The organism is Caulobacter sp. FV1ye6ST (assembly GCF_058681225.1).
The window spans coordinates 1,135,504-1,150,657 of the sequence record NZ_CM178733.1; the positions used below are offsets into that span (position 1 = coordinate 1,135,504).

Below are 15,154 nucleotides of genomic sequence, written 5' to 3' on the forward strand. Positions count from 1 at the left end.
GAGCCCGAGTATGATCCCCGTCCGCGGATTCGAGGACAAGACCGTCGCGGTGTTCGGCCTGGGCCGAACCGGACTGACGGCCGCGCGCGCCTTGATCGCGGGTGGGGCGAAGGTCGCCCTCTGGGACGAAAAACAGGAGAGCCGCGAAGCCGCGGCCGCCGAGGGTTTCCCCGTCGTCGACCTGCAGGCCGCCGACTGGAGCCAGTTCGCCGCCCTGATGCTGTCGCCGGGCGTGCCGCTGACCCATCCCAAGCCGCACTGGACCGTCGGCAAGGCCAAGGCCGCCGGCGTCGAGATTCTGGGCGATGTCGAGCTGTTCGCCCGCACGGTCAACGCCGCGCCGGTCCACAAACGCCCGAAGATCATCGCCATCACCGGCACCAACGGCAAATCGACCACCACCGCCCTGATCGGCCACCTCTGCGCCTCGGCCGGCCGCGACACACGAGTCGGCGGCAATATCGGCCTGGGGGTTCTTGGCCTGGAAGACATGCACGGCGGCGCGGTCTACGTGCTCGAGCTGTCGTCCTACCAGCTGGACCTGACCTCGAGCCTGAAGCCCGACGCGGTGGTGCTGCTGAACATCTCGCCCGACCACCTCGACCGCCACGGCGGCATGGACGGCTACATCGCCGCCAAGCGCCGGATTTTCCTGAACCAGGGCAAGGGCGACACCGCGATCATCGGCGTCGACGATCCCTGGTGCCAGCAGATCTGCACCGAGATCACCGCCGCCAACCGCCGGACCATCTGGCCGATCAGCGCCGGCAAGGCGATGGGCCGGGGTGTCTATGCGCTGCAGGGCGTGCTCTACGACGCCACCGGCGAGCGCGTGGTCGAGATGGCCGACCTGCTGCGCGCCCGCAGCCTGCCAGGCCGCCACAACTGGCAGAACGCCGCGGCCGCCTACGCCGCCGCCCGCGCCATCGGCATCCCCGCCCATGACGCGGTGGAGGGCCTGATGACCTTCCCGGGTCTTGCGCACCGGATGGAGACCGTCGGCAAGATCGGCAGGGTCCGCTTCGTCAATGACAGCAAGGCCACCAACGCCGACGCCGCCCGCCAGGCGATGTCCAGCTATCCCAAGTTCTACTGGATCGCCGGCGGCGTCGCCAAGGCCGGCGGCATCGACGACCTGAAGGACCTCTTCCCGCGCATCGCCAAGGCCTACCTGATCGGCGAGGCGGCCAACGTCTTCGCCGTGACCCTCGCGGGCAAGGCCGACGTGAAGATGAGCGGCACGCTGGAAAAGGCGGTTCAGCAGGCCTATGCGGACGCCGCCGCCAGCGGCGAGGACGCCGTCGTCCTGCTCTCGCCCGCCTGCGCCTCGTTCGACCAGTTCAGCGACTTCGAGGCCCGGGGCGAAGCCTTCCGCGCCGCGGTCAACGGACTGACGGTCGGCGGCGGCAAGTCGGCCGTGGCCTGAGGACCGTATCACCCAAAGACTCCGCCGCCGTCCGCGTATCGGGCGCGGCCCGCTGAACTTAGCCGTGGCTTCGGCGTTCAACCGTCGTGCGCCGCTGAGGGGGCCGGCGCGTCGTCTACGGAGCGAGCATGTCTGAAGTCAGGGTCGAGAAGGAAGGCGCCCGCGCCAGCACAGGGGTGCCCGGGCTTGACGATATCCTGGGCGGCGGCCTGACGCGCGACCGCATCTACCTGGTCGAGGGCACGCCCGGTTCGGGCAAGACTACCCTCGCCCTGCAGTTCCTGCTGAAGGGGCGTGAGCTGGGGGAGAGCGGGCTCTACATCACGCTTTCGGAAACCGAGCACGAACTCAAGGCGGCCGCCGCCAGCCACGGCTGGTCGCTGGACGGCATCGACCTTTTCGAGCTGGTCAGCGAAGAGGGCCTGGACCCAGACAGCGAGCAGTCGGTGCTGCACCCGTCCGATGTAGAGCTGGGCGAGACCACGCGCGGCGTGATGAAGCAGGTCGAGCAGACCAAGCCTCTCCGCGTGGTCTTCGACAGCCTGTCGGAGATGCGGCTGCTGGCCCAGAATCCGCTGCGCCACCGCCGCCAGATCCTGGCGCTGAAGCACTTCTTCGCCACCCGCCGGTGCACGGTGCTGCTGCTGGACGACCAGACCGCCGAGGATGGCGACCTGCAGCTGCACAGCATCGCCCACGGGGTGATCAGCCTGCGACGGATGACCCAGGAATATGGCGCGCAGCGCCGCCAGCTGGAGGTCGTCAAGATGCGGGGCATCAAGTTCCGCGGCGGCTTCCACGATTTCTCGCTCGACACCGGCGGCATCCGGGTCTTCGAGCGCCTGGTGGCGGCCGACCATCCGGCCACCTTCGTTCAGGAGAGGGTGTCCACGGGCGCGCCGGGCCTGGACGCGCTCATGGGCGGCGGGCTGACGCGCGGCACCAACACCTTGATCAGCGGCCCTTCGGGTGTCGGCAAGACCACCACGTCGGTGCGCTGCGCCCTGACCGCCCTCGAGCGCGGCGAGACGGTGGCCTACTACCTGTTCGACGAGGGCCTGACGACTTTGCTGGCGCGCTCCAAGGCGCTGGGCATGAACCTCAAGCCCTATATCGACAGCGGCCAACTGGCCGTCCGCGCCATCGATCCGGCCGAGCTGTCGCCGGGCGAATTCGCCTTCCTTGTCCGCGACGCGGTGGAGCGTCTGGGTGCGCGCACGGTCGTCATCGACAGTCTCAACGCCTACCTGCAGGCCATGCCGGGGCAGAAGTTCCTGCTGCTGCAGATGCACGAGCTGCTGACCTATCTCAACCAGCAGGGCGTGGTGACCCTGCTGATCCTGGGCCAGCACGGGTTCATCGGCGAGGTCCGCAGCGACATCGATCTCAGCTATCTCAGCGACGGCATTCTGCTGTTCCGGTTCTTCGAGGCCGCCGGTTCGGTGCTGACGGCGGTTTCGGCGGTCAAGAGCCGCACGGCAGAGCACGAGAAGACCATTCGCGAAATCCGTCTGACGGAAAACGGCATCGAGGTCGGCGAGGCGCTGACCGACTTCCAGGGCGTGATGTCCGGCCTGCCGTCGTACCAGGGCAATATCGTCATGCTGGGCGGGGAGAAAAGTCGGCCGGCGGATGCCTAAGCCCATCCTCATCCTGGCGCCGCGAGGGCGCGACGCGGCGGTCATCGCCGAGACCCTGGTCCATGTCGGTCATGCCCCGCGGATCTGCGCCGACCTTGAGGCGCTGACCCAGGCGCTGGGCGACGAGGCCGGCGCGGCGATCCTCACGGAAGAAGCGCTGGCCCAGGGCGCCACGAACGCCCTGACGGACTGGCTGGCCCATCAGCCCAGTTGGTCGGACTTTCCGTTCATCGTGCTGGTCACCAAACAGCCCGGCAAGCGGGCCCAGGCCGACGCTGAACGCCTCAGAGGCATCGGCAACATCGTGCTGCTGGAGCGGCCGATCAACGCCGAGACCCTGGTCAGCGCGGCCCATTCGGCGATCCGCGCCCGTCATCGCCAGTACCTGGCCCGTGACCATCTGCACGCCCAGACCAAGGCCGAGGAGCAGCTGCGCTTCGCCTTGGAGGCCGGCAAGCTCGGCGCCTGGGACCTGGATCTCGACAACGGGGCCCTGACCACCTCGGCGGCGACACGCGCGCACTTCGGCTTCGGGGCCGAGCAGCCGCTGACGCTGGCCGCCATCGAGGCGGCCGTCCATCCCGAGGACGAGGCGCTGCGCGCCACCGCGCTGGCCGCCTCGATCGAACGCGCCGAGGACTACGACGTCGAGTACCGGATCCTTTGGCCGGACGGCTCGCTGCACTGGGTGCAGGTGCGGGGGCGGCTCAATCGGACGCGGCCCGGCGAGCCGCGACGGATGTCGGGGATCAGCCTCGACATCACCGCCCGCAAGACCGCCGAGTCGGAGCTTCGCCTGCTCAACGAAACGCTCGAACAGCGCATCGCCGACAGCATCGGCGAGCTGCGGCGCGCCAACGAGCGCCTGCTGGCCGAGATCAGCGAGCGCGAGCAGGCCCAGGCCGCCCTGGTCCAGGCGCAGAAGATGGACGCCATCGGCCAGCTGACCGGCGGTATCGCCCACGACTTCAACAACCTGCTCACCGCCATCGTCGGCAATATCGACATGATTGAGCGGCGCAGCGACGACGAGCGGGTCAAGCGCATGGCCGCCAACGCCCGCGAGGGCGTCGAGCGCGCCACCAAGCTGACCGCGCAGCTCCTGGCCTTCTCGCGCAGCCAGCAACTGGACTTGCAGCCCGTGGAGGTGGACGCGCTGATCGCCGGCATGGACGACCTGCTGACCCGGACCCTGGGGCACACGGTCGAGGTCCGCATGGCGCTGGCCGCCGGTCCGGCGCGGGCCAAGGCCGACGCCAACCAGCTGGAGCTCGCGGTGCTGAACCTGGCCATCAACGCCCGCGACGCCATGGGCGAGGGCGGAACGGTGACCATCTCCAGCCGGATCTCCGACGAGTGGCACGAGGGCCTGCAGCCTGTCGGCCACGTCGTGATCGCGGTCGGCGACACCGGCCACGGCATCCCCGAGGCGCTGTTGCAAAAGGTCTTTGATCCCTTCTTCACGACCAAGAGCGTGGGCAAGGGGACCGGGCTTGGCCTCAGCCAGGTCTATGGCATCGCCACCCAGTCGGGCGGCACGGTGCGGATCGACAGCACCGTCGGGGTCGGGACGACGATCGAGATTTGGCTACCCGTCACCGAGGCCGGCGATCGCGTCCGGCCTAGCGACATTCCGCCGAACGAGACCCCGCTCAGCGAGGGCGAGCGCGTCCTGGTGATCGACGACGACCCCAGCGTTCGCCGCTTTCTGGTCCAATGCCTGCGCTCCCTGGGTTACCGGGTCACCGAAGCTTCGGGCGGGCAGGAAGGGCTGGCGCGCCTGGTCGAGGATCGGCCGGACCTGATGGTTGTCGACTTCGCCATGCCCGGCATGGACGGCGCCCAGGTCGCCAGGCGAGCGCGTCAGGTCATTCCCAAGCTCGGCATGCTGCTGATCACCGGCTATGCGGACGCCGGCGCCATTCGGGAGCTAGTCAATTCCGAGGCGGTCCTGCGAAAGCCGTTCAAGGTCAGCGACCTGGCGGTCGCCGTGCGCAAGGCCTTGGGCGAGCGCGTCGCCGTGGTCGGTTAGGCAGCCAAGATCTTCAGGCGAGCGGCATGAACGCATCGACCTTGTCCAGCGCCGCGAGCGGTGACCGGATCGAGCAGCGCAGGCCGTCGGCGCGATAGTCCACGACCACCGCGCCGCCCAGCTCGTTCGGCAGGGCCGTCTGGACGATGCGCGTGCCGAACCCCCGCCGCTCCGGCGGACGCACGGTTGGCCCACCCCGTTCAGCCCATTCAATGACCAACTGGTCGTCGGGATCGATCGACCAGTGGACGTTCACATGGCCGTCGGGGGCGGAGAGGGCGCCATGCTTCAGGGCGTTGATCGCCAGTTCGTGGAAGGCCAGGGCCATGACCACGGCCGGCTTGGGCGAGACCTGCAGGTCCTGGCCGGTGATGGTCAGCTGGCTGGGATGGGCGCTGTAGGGCGCGACCGAACCGTCGACGATCTGGCGCAGGCTGGCCGCCGACCAGTTCTGGTCAGTCAGCACGTTGTGGGTGGCGGCGATGGCCATCAGCCGGCCTTCCAGGGCGTCGCGCACCGATGGTTCGACCCCGGCATTGCGCAGCGACTGGTTGGCGATCGACTGGATGGTGGCCAGGGTGTTCTTGACCCGGTGATTGAGCTCGTTGACCAGCAGTTGCCGGTGCGCCTCGGCCGTGCGCTCGCCGGAGACGTCGCGTGAGGTGGCTAGCACCCGGATCACGCGGCCGTTCTCCAGAATCGGCGAGACGGTGGTCTCCCACCAGCGCGGCGCGCCCCGCGCCGTGGGGCAGAAGGCGCGGAAGGCGACGGCGCGGCCGCCGAGGGCGGCGCGCAGTGATTGTTCGACGGTCTCGCGGCTTTCAGCCGGCCACATCTCGGGCCAGTAGCGTTGACGGTTGCGGGCGTCGAAGTCGTCGATCTCGAACAGCGACTGGCCCTGGGCGTTCATGTACTCGATGTGGCCGGTGGCGCTGATCACGCGGATGCAGTCCTGGCTGGCCTCGACGACGCTGAGGAAGTAAGCCCCCGCGCCCTCAAGAACGGCCTTGTCGGATCCTTCGTCGGCCACACCACGCCCCTGCCACACAGCCCATGATCACCCGCTGGCGCGGGAATTCAAGCAAAGCCTGTGCGACAGGGCGCACCTTCACGCGTCTTGCGCCGGTCCGGGCGTCAGGCCATCTGAATTTGCTTGGCGTCCTGGTGGAACGGCGGGGTTTCGCGACTGTTTCCAAAGCCAGGGCTTGAAGGAGTTTCTATGTCCCAGGTCGTCTGTGTCGCCTGCGGGGCGGGCAATCGCCTGCCGGAGGATCGCGATCCTCTGTCGGCCAAGTGCGGTCGCTGCAAGGCCCTGCTGTTCACCGGCGCGCCCACGGCCGTGACCGGCGCTGACCTTGACCGTCACCGTCGCCTGACCAAGGGAACGGCGCTGCTGTTGGATGTCTGGGCGCCATGGTGCGGGCCGTGCCTGAGCATGGCGCCGGCCTTCGCGGCGGCCGCCCGTCAGCTGGAGCCGACGATGCGTTTGTTGAAGCTTGATTCCGAGGCCGAACCGGCCGCGGCGGGGGCGCTGAACGTCAGCAGCATCCCGACCCTGGTGCTCTACCGCGATGGCCAGATCGTCGCGCGTCAGGCCGGGGCCATGACCGCGCCGCAGATCGTCGACTGGGCGCGGCGCGCTCTTGTTTAACCGTCGTTGGACGGAGACGGATCGTCCGAGGCGGGACGCTTGGCGGCGGCTTTCTCGGCGGCCTTGGCCGCCTTCTGGCGCTCGCGTTCCTTGCGCTCGAAATCGTAGTTGGGTTTGCGGGCCACCGGTCTAGTTCCGGGCCTTGCGGGCGGCGTAGCGCTGGTCGCGCTTGGCCTTGGCGTCGGCGGCGGAAAGCGCCTTGCGTTCCTTGCGCTCACCGCGCTTGGCGGTCAGGGCCTCGGCCTCCAGAGCGGCTTGCGCCTCGATCCGCGCGGCTTCGGCGTCGGCGGCGGCCTGCTTGACGGCGGCTTTGGCGTCGGCGCGGACCTTGCGGACCTCGACCAGCTCCTGGGCGCGCAGCGTCGCGCGCTCGGCGAAGAGCGGATCGATGCTGGCGACGCGCGGCTTGAACTTGGCCAGCAGGGCGGCCTTGGCGTCAGCGGCGGTCTTCAGGCGGTCCGAATGGCGGATGTCTAGTGGGTTCATGGTCGCTTTCGTATCCGGACGCGAGATCGCGGACCGGCGGGAAGGTAAACGGACGCCAGGCCCGGATGATCCATCCGGGCCTGGCTAAATTCCTAGGCGGCGGTCAGCTGGCCGGCCGACATCTTGCCGCTGCGCTGGTCGCGTTCCAGTTCGAAGTTGATCTTCTGGCCTTCGTCGAGCGAGCCGAGGCCCGAACGTTCGACGGCCGTGATGTGCACGAACACGTCAGCGCCGCCGTCGTTGGGTTGAATGAAGCCAAAGCCCTTGGTGGAGTTGAACCACTTCACGGTGCCGGTAGCCATGGATGTATTCCTTGCATGACATGAGACACGCGGCCCGAATACGAGCCACGTGATCAAATTTTCGGAGAGGATTTGGAGAGGCTCGGGGCTCGATCCGAAGAGCAAGCGTGGAGAGCGGCCGAACCAGTTCGATATTCGATGAAATATACCATGCGCCGGCAAATGAAAATGTGCAAGCAGTTTTCGAATATTATTCTACATGCGGCGATTTGGTTCTGTAATAATGGGGCATGTTTTTCAACTTCGTGTCTCGTATTCGATGCCTGTAGCCAAGGTTCAGAAGCTTCCCCGCACCGGAGACGGCGTGCTGACGGTCGCCCGCCAGGACAGCGCCGTGGCCTTCTCCCTGCTCCTGGCCAGCGGTCCCGCCGGACGCAAGAGCGGCAAGGGCAGCGTCACGGGTGACCCTGACGTCCTGCGGCAGGCCTTTCGGGCCGGCGAGTGCCGGCTGACGCTGGATGACGGCGAGGCGATCAATATCGCCGTGGTCGCCCATACCGAGGGCGGCGATGTGGCCTACTTCGAATTGCGCTGATCGCGGCGGCTTGCTCGCGCTTTTCGACGCATGTCCACCGACGTAGAGCGGTGCGGCAAGATTTGATTAACCCCGTGGTCCGACTCTCCGGCCATGGCCTCCAACGCGACACACGCCTTCGCCCGCACCGACCGCACCGCGCTCGGGATCTGGTGGTGGACGACCGACAGATGGTTGCTGGGCGCGACGGCCCTGCTGGCCACGCTGGGCATGTTGCTGTCGTTCGCGTCCAGCCCCGCCGCGGCGCAGCGGATCGGCATTGACGACCAGTTCCATTTCGCGATCCGCATGTGCTTCTTCGCCAGCGCCTCGTCGGTGCTGATGCTGATCGTGTCGATGCTGTCGCCCAAGGGCATCCGGCGCACGGCCTTCTTCATCTATATCGGGGCGATCGCGATCATGATCGCCCTGCCGTTCATCGGCCACAACGCCAAGGGCGCGACGCGCTGGCTGCAGTTCGGCGGTTTCACCCTGCAACCCTCCGAGTTCATGAAACCGGCCCTGATCGTGCTGGTCTCGTGGATGTTCGCCGAGGGCCAGAAGGGCGAGGGGGTGCCGGGCGTCTCGATCGCCTTCCTGCTCTATTTCATCGCCGTGGCTCTGTTGCTGATCCAGCCGGACGTCGGCCAGACCGTGCTGATCACCGTCGCGTTCGGGGCGGCCTTCTGGATGGCCGGCGTGCCGATCTCGTGGATCATGGGCCTGGGCGCGGTGGCGCTGGCGGGCCTGGCCTCGACCTACTTCCTGTTCGACCACGTGCACGCCCGGGTGCAGAAATTTCTCAGCCCCGACCAGGCCGACACTCACCAGATCACCCGCGCCGCCGAGGCCATTCGCGCGGGCGGCTTCTTCGGTAGAGGTCCGGGCGAGGGCGTCATGAAGCGCCACGTCCCCGACCTGCACACCGACTTCATCTATTCGGTGGCGGCCGAGGAATACGGCCTGATCTTCTCGTGGGCCCTGATCGCGATCTTCGCCTTCCTGGTGGTGCGCGGGCTGTACAAGGCCATGAAGCTGAACGACCCGTTCGAGCAGGTCGCGGCCGCCGGTTTGTTCGTGCTGGTGGGGCAACAGGCCATCATCAATATCGCCGTGAACTTGAACATGATCCCGACCAAGGGCATGACGCTTCCGTTCATCAGTTACGGGGGCTCCTCGATGCTCGCGATGGGTTTGACTTTGGGCATGGCCCTGGCCTTGGTGCGCAAGCGCCCCGGCGCCTATGGGGCGAGTGGCGAGTTCGGCCACGACGGCGCTTTCGCCTGAGATGAGCAAGCTGGCTGTCGTCGCCGCCGGAGGAACCGGCGGCCACATGTTCCCCGCCCAGGCGCTGGCTGAAGCCCTGTCCGCGCGCGGCTGGCGTATCGTGCTGGCCACGGACGATCGCGGCGCGCTGTATGCCGACAAGTTCCCGGCCGAGGAGCGGCTGGCCCTGTCGGCCGCCACGGCCAAGTCCAACGATCCGCTGGGCATGATCCGGGCCGGCTTCACGGTCATGCAGGGCGTACTGGAGGCTCGCGCGGCCTTCAAACGCCTGGACCCAGCCGTGGTCGTCGGCTTCGGCGGCTATCCTGCCCTGCCGGCCTTGCTGGGCGCGCTGAGCCAGAAACGCCCGACGGTGATCCACGAGCAGAACGCGGTCCTGGGCCGCGTGAACCGTTTCCTAGCCCCGCGCGTCGACGAGGTCGCCTGCGCCTTTCCGACGCTGCAGATGGCCAAGCCCGCCGTGAAGGCCCGCGCCCACGTCGTCGGCAATCCCGTGCGCCCGCCGGTGCGTGCGCTCTACGACGTGCCCTATATCGCGCCGGAAGTGCAGCTGCGGATCCTGGTGACGGGCGGCAGCCAGGGCGCGCGCCTGCTGTCCGAACTGATCCCCGAGGCGGTGGCCAAGCTGCCCGAGGACATCCGGGGCCGGCTCAAGGTCTTCCAGCAGGCCCGCGCCGAGAGCATGGAAAGCGCCCGCAAGATCTATCGTAACGCCATGGTCGACTGCGAGGTCGCGCCGTTCTTCCGCGACATGGCGGGCTATCTGCGCCAGGCTCACCTGGTCGTCGGCCGCTCGGGCGCCTCGACCTGCACCGAGCTGGCCGTCGCCGGCCGGCCGTCGATCCTGGTGCCGCTGAAGATCGCGGCCGATGACCACCAGCGCTTCAACGCGCGGCTCCTGGAAGAGGCGGGCGGCGCGGCCGTCTGTCTCGAGGACGAGCTGACCGTCGACGCCATGGCCGGGGCGCTCAACGCCCTGCTCAAGAACCCCGAACGCCTGGCCAAGATGGCGGCGGGCGCGCGGTCGGTGGCCAAGCCGAACGCGGCGGAGGAACTGGCGGACCTGGTGGAGCGGACGGCGCGCTAAGGCTCCGCGCCGCTCTCGATCAGCGGGCGCGCAAGCTTCACGGCCTGCTCGACGCTGCTCGACACCGGAACCTTCGCGAAGGGCTTCCAGCCGAAGCAGACGACCTTGAGCACCGCCTCGTCGGTTCCACCGCTGGCGGGGACCCCAGCCGGGCGGCGGTCGCCCATGACCGGACCCTCGCGACCAGTGGCGCGCAGGCTGGAAAAGCCGGCGTGGGACAGGGTGCGGTCCGGGCAATCGATGACCTCGTGGCGCCAGCCGCCCCAATAGGCCTCGCCGGCCACTTGGAAGTCGGCCTCGGCCACCTGCAGCACCCGGACGTGTACGGCTGAGCCTTCAGGCTGGCGGCTGGTCATGTCCACGAAGCTGGCGAAACGGCCGACATCGGCCAGCCGCAGCTCAAGCGGGGCGGGGGAGGGCGCCTGGGCCAGAGCGGGCGCTGTCCACACCATGAGGGCCAGGAGGGCGTTTCGCGCCGCGCGGAATTGGTCTAATCGGCTTTTCATGATCCAGCGTCGACGCCCCGTCCCCTTCGAACTCGGCCCCGTGCACTTCATCGGCATCGGCGGCATTGGCATGTCCGGCATCGCCGAGATCATGCTGCGTATCGGCTACACCGTTCAGGGCAGCGACGCCAAGGCCAGCGCCAACACCGAGCGGCTGGAAAAGCTGGGCGCGCGCATCTTCATCGGCCATGACGCCGCCCACGTCGAAGGCGCCTCGGCCATCGTCTATTCCACGGCCGTGAAGGCCGATAACCCGGAAATGGTCGCCGGCCGCGACAAGCGCCTGCCGTTGGTCCGCCGCGCCGAGATGCTGGCCGAGCTGATGCGCCTGCAATTCTCGGTCGCCGTCGGCGGCACCCACGGCAAGACCACCACGACCTCGATGGTCGCGGCCCTGCTGGACGCCGGCGCCCTGGACCCGACCGTGGTCAACGGCGGCATCATCAACGCCTACGGCACCAACGCCAAGGTCGGCGAGGGCGACTGGATCGTCGTCGAGGCCGACGAGAGCGACGGCTCGTTCCTTAAGCTCAAGTCCACGGTGGCCATCGTCACCAACATCGACGCCGAGCACCTGGACCACTGGGGCGACTTCGACGCGGTGAAGAAGGGCTTCCAGGACTTCATCGAAAACATTCCGTTCTATGGTTTCGCGGCGGTCTGCACCGACCACCCGGAAGTCCAGGCCCTGACCTCGCGGATCGAAAACCGCCGTCTGGTCACCTACGGCACCAATCCGCAGGCCGAGGTGAGGGTCTCCAACATCGAGATGGGCCCGGAGGGCGCGACCTTCGACATCATCGTCTCGACGCGCGACGGCGAGGTCGTTCGCTATGACGGCCTGAAGATGCCGATGGCCGGCCACCACAATGTGCTGAACGCCACCGCGGCCGTGGCCGTCGCCCGCGAGCTCAGCGTCGACGCCGAGTCGATCCGCAAGGGTCTGGCCGGCTTCGGGGGGGTCAAGCGTCGCTTCACCACCACCGGGGTGGCTAACGGCATTCGGGTCGTCGACGACTACGGCCACCATCCCGTGGAGATCGCCGCCGTGCTGAAGGCGGCTCGCGCGGTCTCGACCGGCAAGGTCATCGCCGTGGTCCAGCCGCACCGCTACACCCGCCTGCGCGACCTGATGACCGAGTTCAGCAGTTGCTTCAACGACGCCGACACGGTGATCGTCGCCGACGTCTACACCGCCGGCGAGCAGCCGATCGAGGGCGTCGACCGCGACCACCTTGTCGAAGGCCTGAAGAAGTTCGGCCACCGCCGCGCCTTGCCGCTGGAGAGCCCGGCGGCCCTCCCGGCCCTGATCGCGGCCGAGGCGGCCAGCGGCGACCTCGTCGTGCTGCTGGGCGCGGGCGACATCACCAGTTGGTCCTACGCCCTGCCGGGGCAGCTGGAAGCCTTGGCGAAGTGAACATCAACCGCTGGATCGCGACCAAGGCCGCGATCGTCGCCGCGGTGATCGCTTACCTGGCCGGAAGCTGGTGGTTCACCAGGCTGCTGACGACCCAGCGACCCAAGGCGCCCGACCGCTCATTCGTCGTGGCGCTGAAACAGCCCGGCGGCGTCACCTATGTCACGCCCTTCGAGCACGGGGCGCACATCGCCCTGATCGTCGTCGGCATCCTGTTGGTCGTAGCCTGGTGGACGGTCGAGCACTTTGAGAAACGGTCCAGGACGCGCTAGAGCCCCTGTATGAGCTGGAAAACCAATCTCCCCGCCGTCCGCGGCAAGCTGCTGCTCAACGAGCCCCTGGCGCCGTTCACCTGGTTCCGCGTGGGCGGTCCGGCCGACGTGGTCTTCCTGCCGGCCGACGAGCAGGACCTCTCCGATTTCCTGAAGACGTTGGATCCGGCCGTACCGGTATTGGCCATCGGCGTGGGCTCGAACCTCCTGGTCCGCGATGGCGGCGTCGAGGGCGTGATCATCCGTCTGGGGAGGGGCTTCAATGGCGTCGAGCCGCTGGGCGACAATCGCATCAAGGCCGGCTCGGCCGTGCCGGACGCCATCCTGGCCCGCAAGGCGGCGGAAGCCGGCATAGCCGGGCTGGAGTTCTATGCCGGCATCCCCGGCACGATCGGCGGCGCGGTTATCATGAACGCCGGCTGCTACGGCTCGGAGACGGTCAACGTCATCAAGTCCGCGCGGGTCATGAACCGCAGGGGCGAGGTGTCGGAAATCTCGGGCGAGGGCTTCGGCTATACCTACCGCCACAGCGACCTGATGGGCGCTGATTTGATCGTGCTGGACGCTCTCTATGAAGGGACCGCCGACGAGCCCGAGGTGATCAAGGCCCGCATGGCCGAGATCACCAGCCGCCGCGAGGCCACCCAGCCGATCCGCGAGAAGACCGGCGGCTCGACCTTCAAGAACCCGCCGGGCCATTCCTCTTGGAAGCTGGTCGATGAAGCCGGCTGGCGGGGCAAGCTGTTCGGCGGCGCGATGTTTTCGCCCCTGCACAGCAACTTCCTGATCAATACCGGCGAGGCGACCGCCGCCGACCTGGAAGGCTTGGGCGAGGCCGTCCGGGCCGACGTCAAGCAAAAAACCGGCGTGCAGCTGGACTGGGAGATCAAGCGGATCGGACGCCCGTCCTAGCGGCGCCCATCGGCTGTATGACAGTTCAGCGCAATGCTGACTCCCCCGGGCGTGGAGCGGTGCTATGACTCCCGCGCCATTGGGGAGAATCCTTGCTCATGTACCGTCGCTTACTGGCCGCCACCGCGGCGCTCGCCCTGCTTTCGGGCGCCGCCCACGCTGAATCGTCCAAGTCGGCCAAGGCCTCGGCCGTCGCGCCGAAGCCCGCCGATCCCGTCGCCACGGCCGAGGCCCTGCGCGACAAGGCGCTGCTGGACCGCACCGCCTGGGAGGTCACCGAGGACCTGACCACCACCATCGGCCCGCGCCTCGTCGGCTCGCCGGCCATGGAGCGCGCCAAGGACTGGGGCGTCGCCAAGCTGAAGGCTCTGGGCTTCACCGACGTGAAGGTCGAGCAGTTCGCCAAGCCGTCATGGACGCGGGGCGAAGAGAGCGCCGAGCTGGTCGGCCCGTATCCGATGAAGCTGTCGATCGTCGGCCTGGGCCGTACGGTTCCGACCCCGCCCGAGGGCATCGAGGCCGACGTCGCCTTGTTCCGCACCTTCGCCGAGCTGATGGCCGCGCCGGAAAGCGCCGTGAAGGGCAAGATCGTCGTCATCACCCAGCCGATGGTCCGCACGCAGGACGCCTCGGGCTATGGCGTGGCCGGCATATCGCGCCGAGCCGGCCCGACCGAAGCCGCGAAGCGCGGCGCGGTGGCCGTGCTGATCCGTTCGATCTCGACCTCGGACTCGACCGTGCCGCACACCGGCGTCACCGCCTTCGGCGACGGCGTCTCGACCGTGCCGTCGGCCGCCCTGGGCGTGCCGGAGGCCGAGCAGCTGGAGCGCCTGGCCAAGAAGGGCCCGCTGCGCATCAAGCTGAAACTGGCCTCGACCACAGACCCGAACGACGTCGCCTGGAACATCTCGGGCGAGATCAAGGGTTCCGAGAAGCCGGACGAAGTCATCGTCATCGGCGGCCACCTGGACAGCTGGGATGTCGGCACCGGCGCCCTGGACGACGCCACGGGCATCGGCATCACCACGGCGGTCGGCAAGCTGATCGGCGACCTGCCCAAGCATCCCAAGCGCACCATCCGCGTCGTGATGTGGGGCTCCGAAGAGAGTGGTGGTTCGTCGGAGGCCTATCTGGAGGCTCACAAGGCCGAGGTCGGCAAGATCGTCCTGGCCGGCGAGAGCGACGAGGGCGCGGACAACATCTTCTCGCTGAAGCTGCCAGCCGGCGCTCAAGGCACGCCGTTCGCGACCACGGTCGCCAACGTTCTGATGCCGCTGAAAATCATTGTTGCGCGTGAACCCGCGCGCGGCGGCGGCGCCGACATCTCGGGCCTCGAGTCCGTCGGCGTTCCGTCCGTCGAGATGCGCCAGGACGCCAACCGTTACTTCGACTACCACCACACGATGGACGACACCCTCAACAAGGTGCGTCCGAACGAGCTGGCGCAGAACGTCGCCGCCTGGGTCAGCTTCATCTACCTGGTGGCCGAGACGGACGTGGACTTCCGCGCCCTGAAGGCGGCGGCGCCGGCCGCGAAGTAAGCACGACCTTAGCTCTCCCTTCCCCCTCGATGGGGGAAGGGTAGGGATGGGGGTGTTGGCAGGGCCTTTCCGCCTCTCTAG

At 68.0% G+C, this 15,154-nt stretch carries 16 protein-coding genes; 11 read left to right on the forward strand and 5 right to left on the reverse strand.

Going from position 1 to position 15,154, the window contains the following annotated elements; translation table 11 throughout:
- Nucleotides 1-10: 10 nt before the first annotated feature.
- The 3 genes from murD (at nt 11) to ACW175_RS05605 (ending at nt 5,098) form a co-directional block, all read left to right on the forward strand.
- Nucleotides 11-1,426 carry a UDP-N-acetylmuramoyl-L-alanine--D-glutamate ligase gene (murD, locus tag ACW175_RS05595; RefSeq protein ID WP_492103634.1) on the forward strand — a complete coding sequence of 472 codons (1,416 nt, stop codon included), beginning with the start codon at nt 11-13 and terminating at the stop codon, nt 1,424-1,426.
- A gap of 128 nt (nt 1,427-1,554) precedes the next feature.
- Nucleotides 1,555-3,066: an ATPase domain-containing protein gene (locus tag ACW175_RS05600; protein WP_492103635.1), complete on the forward strand. Its 1,512-nt coding sequence runs from the start codon at nt 1,555-1,557 to the stop codon at nt 3,064-3,066.
- Entirely contained in the window at nt 3,059-5,098 is a 2,040-nt protein-coding gene (locus ACW175_RS05605; RefSeq protein WP_492103636.1) for a hybrid sensor histidine kinase/response regulator, read from the forward strand. The genes ACW175_RS05600 and ACW175_RS05605 overlap by 8 nt, the downstream gene beginning before the upstream one ends.
- A gap of 13 nt (nt 5,099-5,111) precedes the next feature.
- On the opposite strand, the gene ACW175_RS05610 is transcribed toward ACW175_RS05605, so the two are convergent.
- Nucleotides 5,112-6,128: a sensor histidine kinase gene (locus tag ACW175_RS05610; RefSeq protein WP_492103637.1), complete on the reverse strand. Its 1,017-nt coding sequence runs from the start codon at nt 6,126-6,128 to the stop codon at nt 5,112-5,114.
- A 189-nt stretch (nt 6,129-6,317) separates the two neighbouring features.
- On the opposite strand from ACW175_RS05610, the gene ACW175_RS05615 reads away from it, so the two are divergent.
- Nucleotides 6,318-6,749, forward strand: a complete 432-nt coding sequence (locus tag ACW175_RS05615; RefSeq protein ID WP_492103638.1) for a thioredoxin domain-containing protein — start codon at nt 6,318-6,320, stop codon at nt 6,747-6,749.
- Here the strand turns inward: ACW175_RS05615 and ACW175_RS05620 are convergent.
- From ACW175_RS05620 to ACW175_RS05630, 3 genes are all read right to left on the reverse strand, one after another.
- The gene (locus ACW175_RS05620) at nt 6,746-6,874 is read right to left on the reverse strand and encodes a hypothetical protein (RefSeq protein WP_255408335.1); all 129 of its coding nucleotides are present in this window, start codon (nt 6,872-6,874) and stop codon (nt 6,746-6,748) included. The two genes, ACW175_RS05615 and ACW175_RS05620, sit on opposite strands and share 4 nt — an antisense overlap.
- Nucleotides 6,875-6,878: 4 nt before the next feature.
- Nucleotides 6,879-7,235 carry a DUF6481 family protein gene (locus ACW175_RS05625; protein WP_492103639.1) on the reverse strand — a complete coding sequence of 119 codons (357 nt, stop codon included), beginning with the start codon at nt 7,233-7,235 and terminating at the stop codon, nt 6,879-6,881.
- A 92-nt stretch (nt 7,236-7,327) separates the two neighbouring features.
- Nucleotides 7,328-7,537: a cold-shock protein gene (locus ACW175_RS05630; protein ID WP_099576231.1), complete on the reverse strand. Its 210-nt coding sequence runs from the start codon at nt 7,535-7,537 to the stop codon at nt 7,328-7,330.
- A 304-nt stretch (nt 7,538-7,841) separates the two neighbouring features.
- Between ACW175_RS05630 and ACW175_RS05635 the strand changes: the two genes are divergently transcribed.
- The 3 genes from ACW175_RS05635 to murG all read left to right on the forward strand — a co-directional run bounded on the left by ACW175_RS05635 (nt 7,842) and on the right by murG (nt 10,425).
- A complete protein-coding gene (locus ACW175_RS05635) occupies nt 7,842-8,072 on the forward strand; it encodes a hypothetical protein (protein WP_492103640.1) in 231 nt (76 codons plus the stop codon).
- Between the two features lie 93 nt (nt 8,073-8,165).
- The gene (gene ftsW, locus ACW175_RS05640; protein ID WP_492103641.1) at nt 8,166-9,338 is read left to right on the forward strand and encodes a putative lipid II flippase FtsW; all 1,173 of its coding nucleotides are present in this window, start codon (nt 8,166-8,168) and stop codon (nt 9,336-9,338) included.
- Nucleotide 9,339: 1 nt separating this feature from the next.
- Complete coding sequence (gene murG / locus ACW175_RS05645) at nt 9,340-10,425, forward strand: undecaprenyldiphospho-muramoylpentapeptide beta-N-acetylglucosaminyltransferase (protein ID WP_492103642.1); 1,086 nt, start codon at nt 9,340-9,342, stop codon at nt 10,423-10,425.
- On the opposite strand, the gene ACW175_RS05650 is transcribed toward murG, so the two are convergent.
- Nucleotides 10,422-10,931, reverse strand: a complete 510-nt coding sequence (locus ACW175_RS05650) for a hypothetical protein (RefSeq protein WP_492103643.1) — start codon at nt 10,929-10,931, stop codon at nt 10,422-10,424. The two genes, murG and ACW175_RS05650, sit on opposite strands and share 4 nt — an antisense overlap.
- Between ACW175_RS05650 and murC the strand changes: the two genes are divergently transcribed.
- From murC to ACW175_RS05670, 4 genes are all read left to right on the forward strand, one after another.
- Nucleotides 10,930-12,348 (forward strand): UDP-N-acetylmuramate--L-alanine ligase, encoded by a 1,419-nt coding sequence (murC, locus tag ACW175_RS05655; protein ID WP_492103644.1) that lies wholly within the window; start codon nt 10,930-10,932, stop codon nt 12,346-12,348. The two genes, ACW175_RS05650 and murC, sit on opposite strands and share 2 nt — an antisense overlap.
- A complete protein-coding gene (locus ACW175_RS05660) occupies nt 12,345-12,620 on the forward strand; it encodes a hypothetical protein (RefSeq protein WP_492103645.1) in 276 nt (91 codons plus the stop codon). Before murC ends, ACW175_RS05660 begins: the two co-directional genes overlap by 4 nt.
- A gap of 9 nt (nt 12,621-12,629) precedes the next feature.
- Nucleotides 12,630-13,532 (forward strand): UDP-N-acetylmuramate dehydrogenase, encoded by a 903-nt coding sequence (gene murB / locus ACW175_RS05665; RefSeq protein ID WP_492103646.1) that lies wholly within the window; start codon nt 12,630-12,632, stop codon nt 13,530-13,532.
- A 92-nt stretch (nt 13,533-13,624) separates the two neighbouring features.
- Complete coding sequence (locus ACW175_RS05670; protein WP_492103647.1) at nt 13,625-15,073, forward strand: M28 family peptidase; 1,449 nt, start codon at nt 13,625-13,627, stop codon at nt 15,071-15,073.
- The last annotated feature ends 81 nt before the right edge of the window (nt 15,074-15,154 follow it).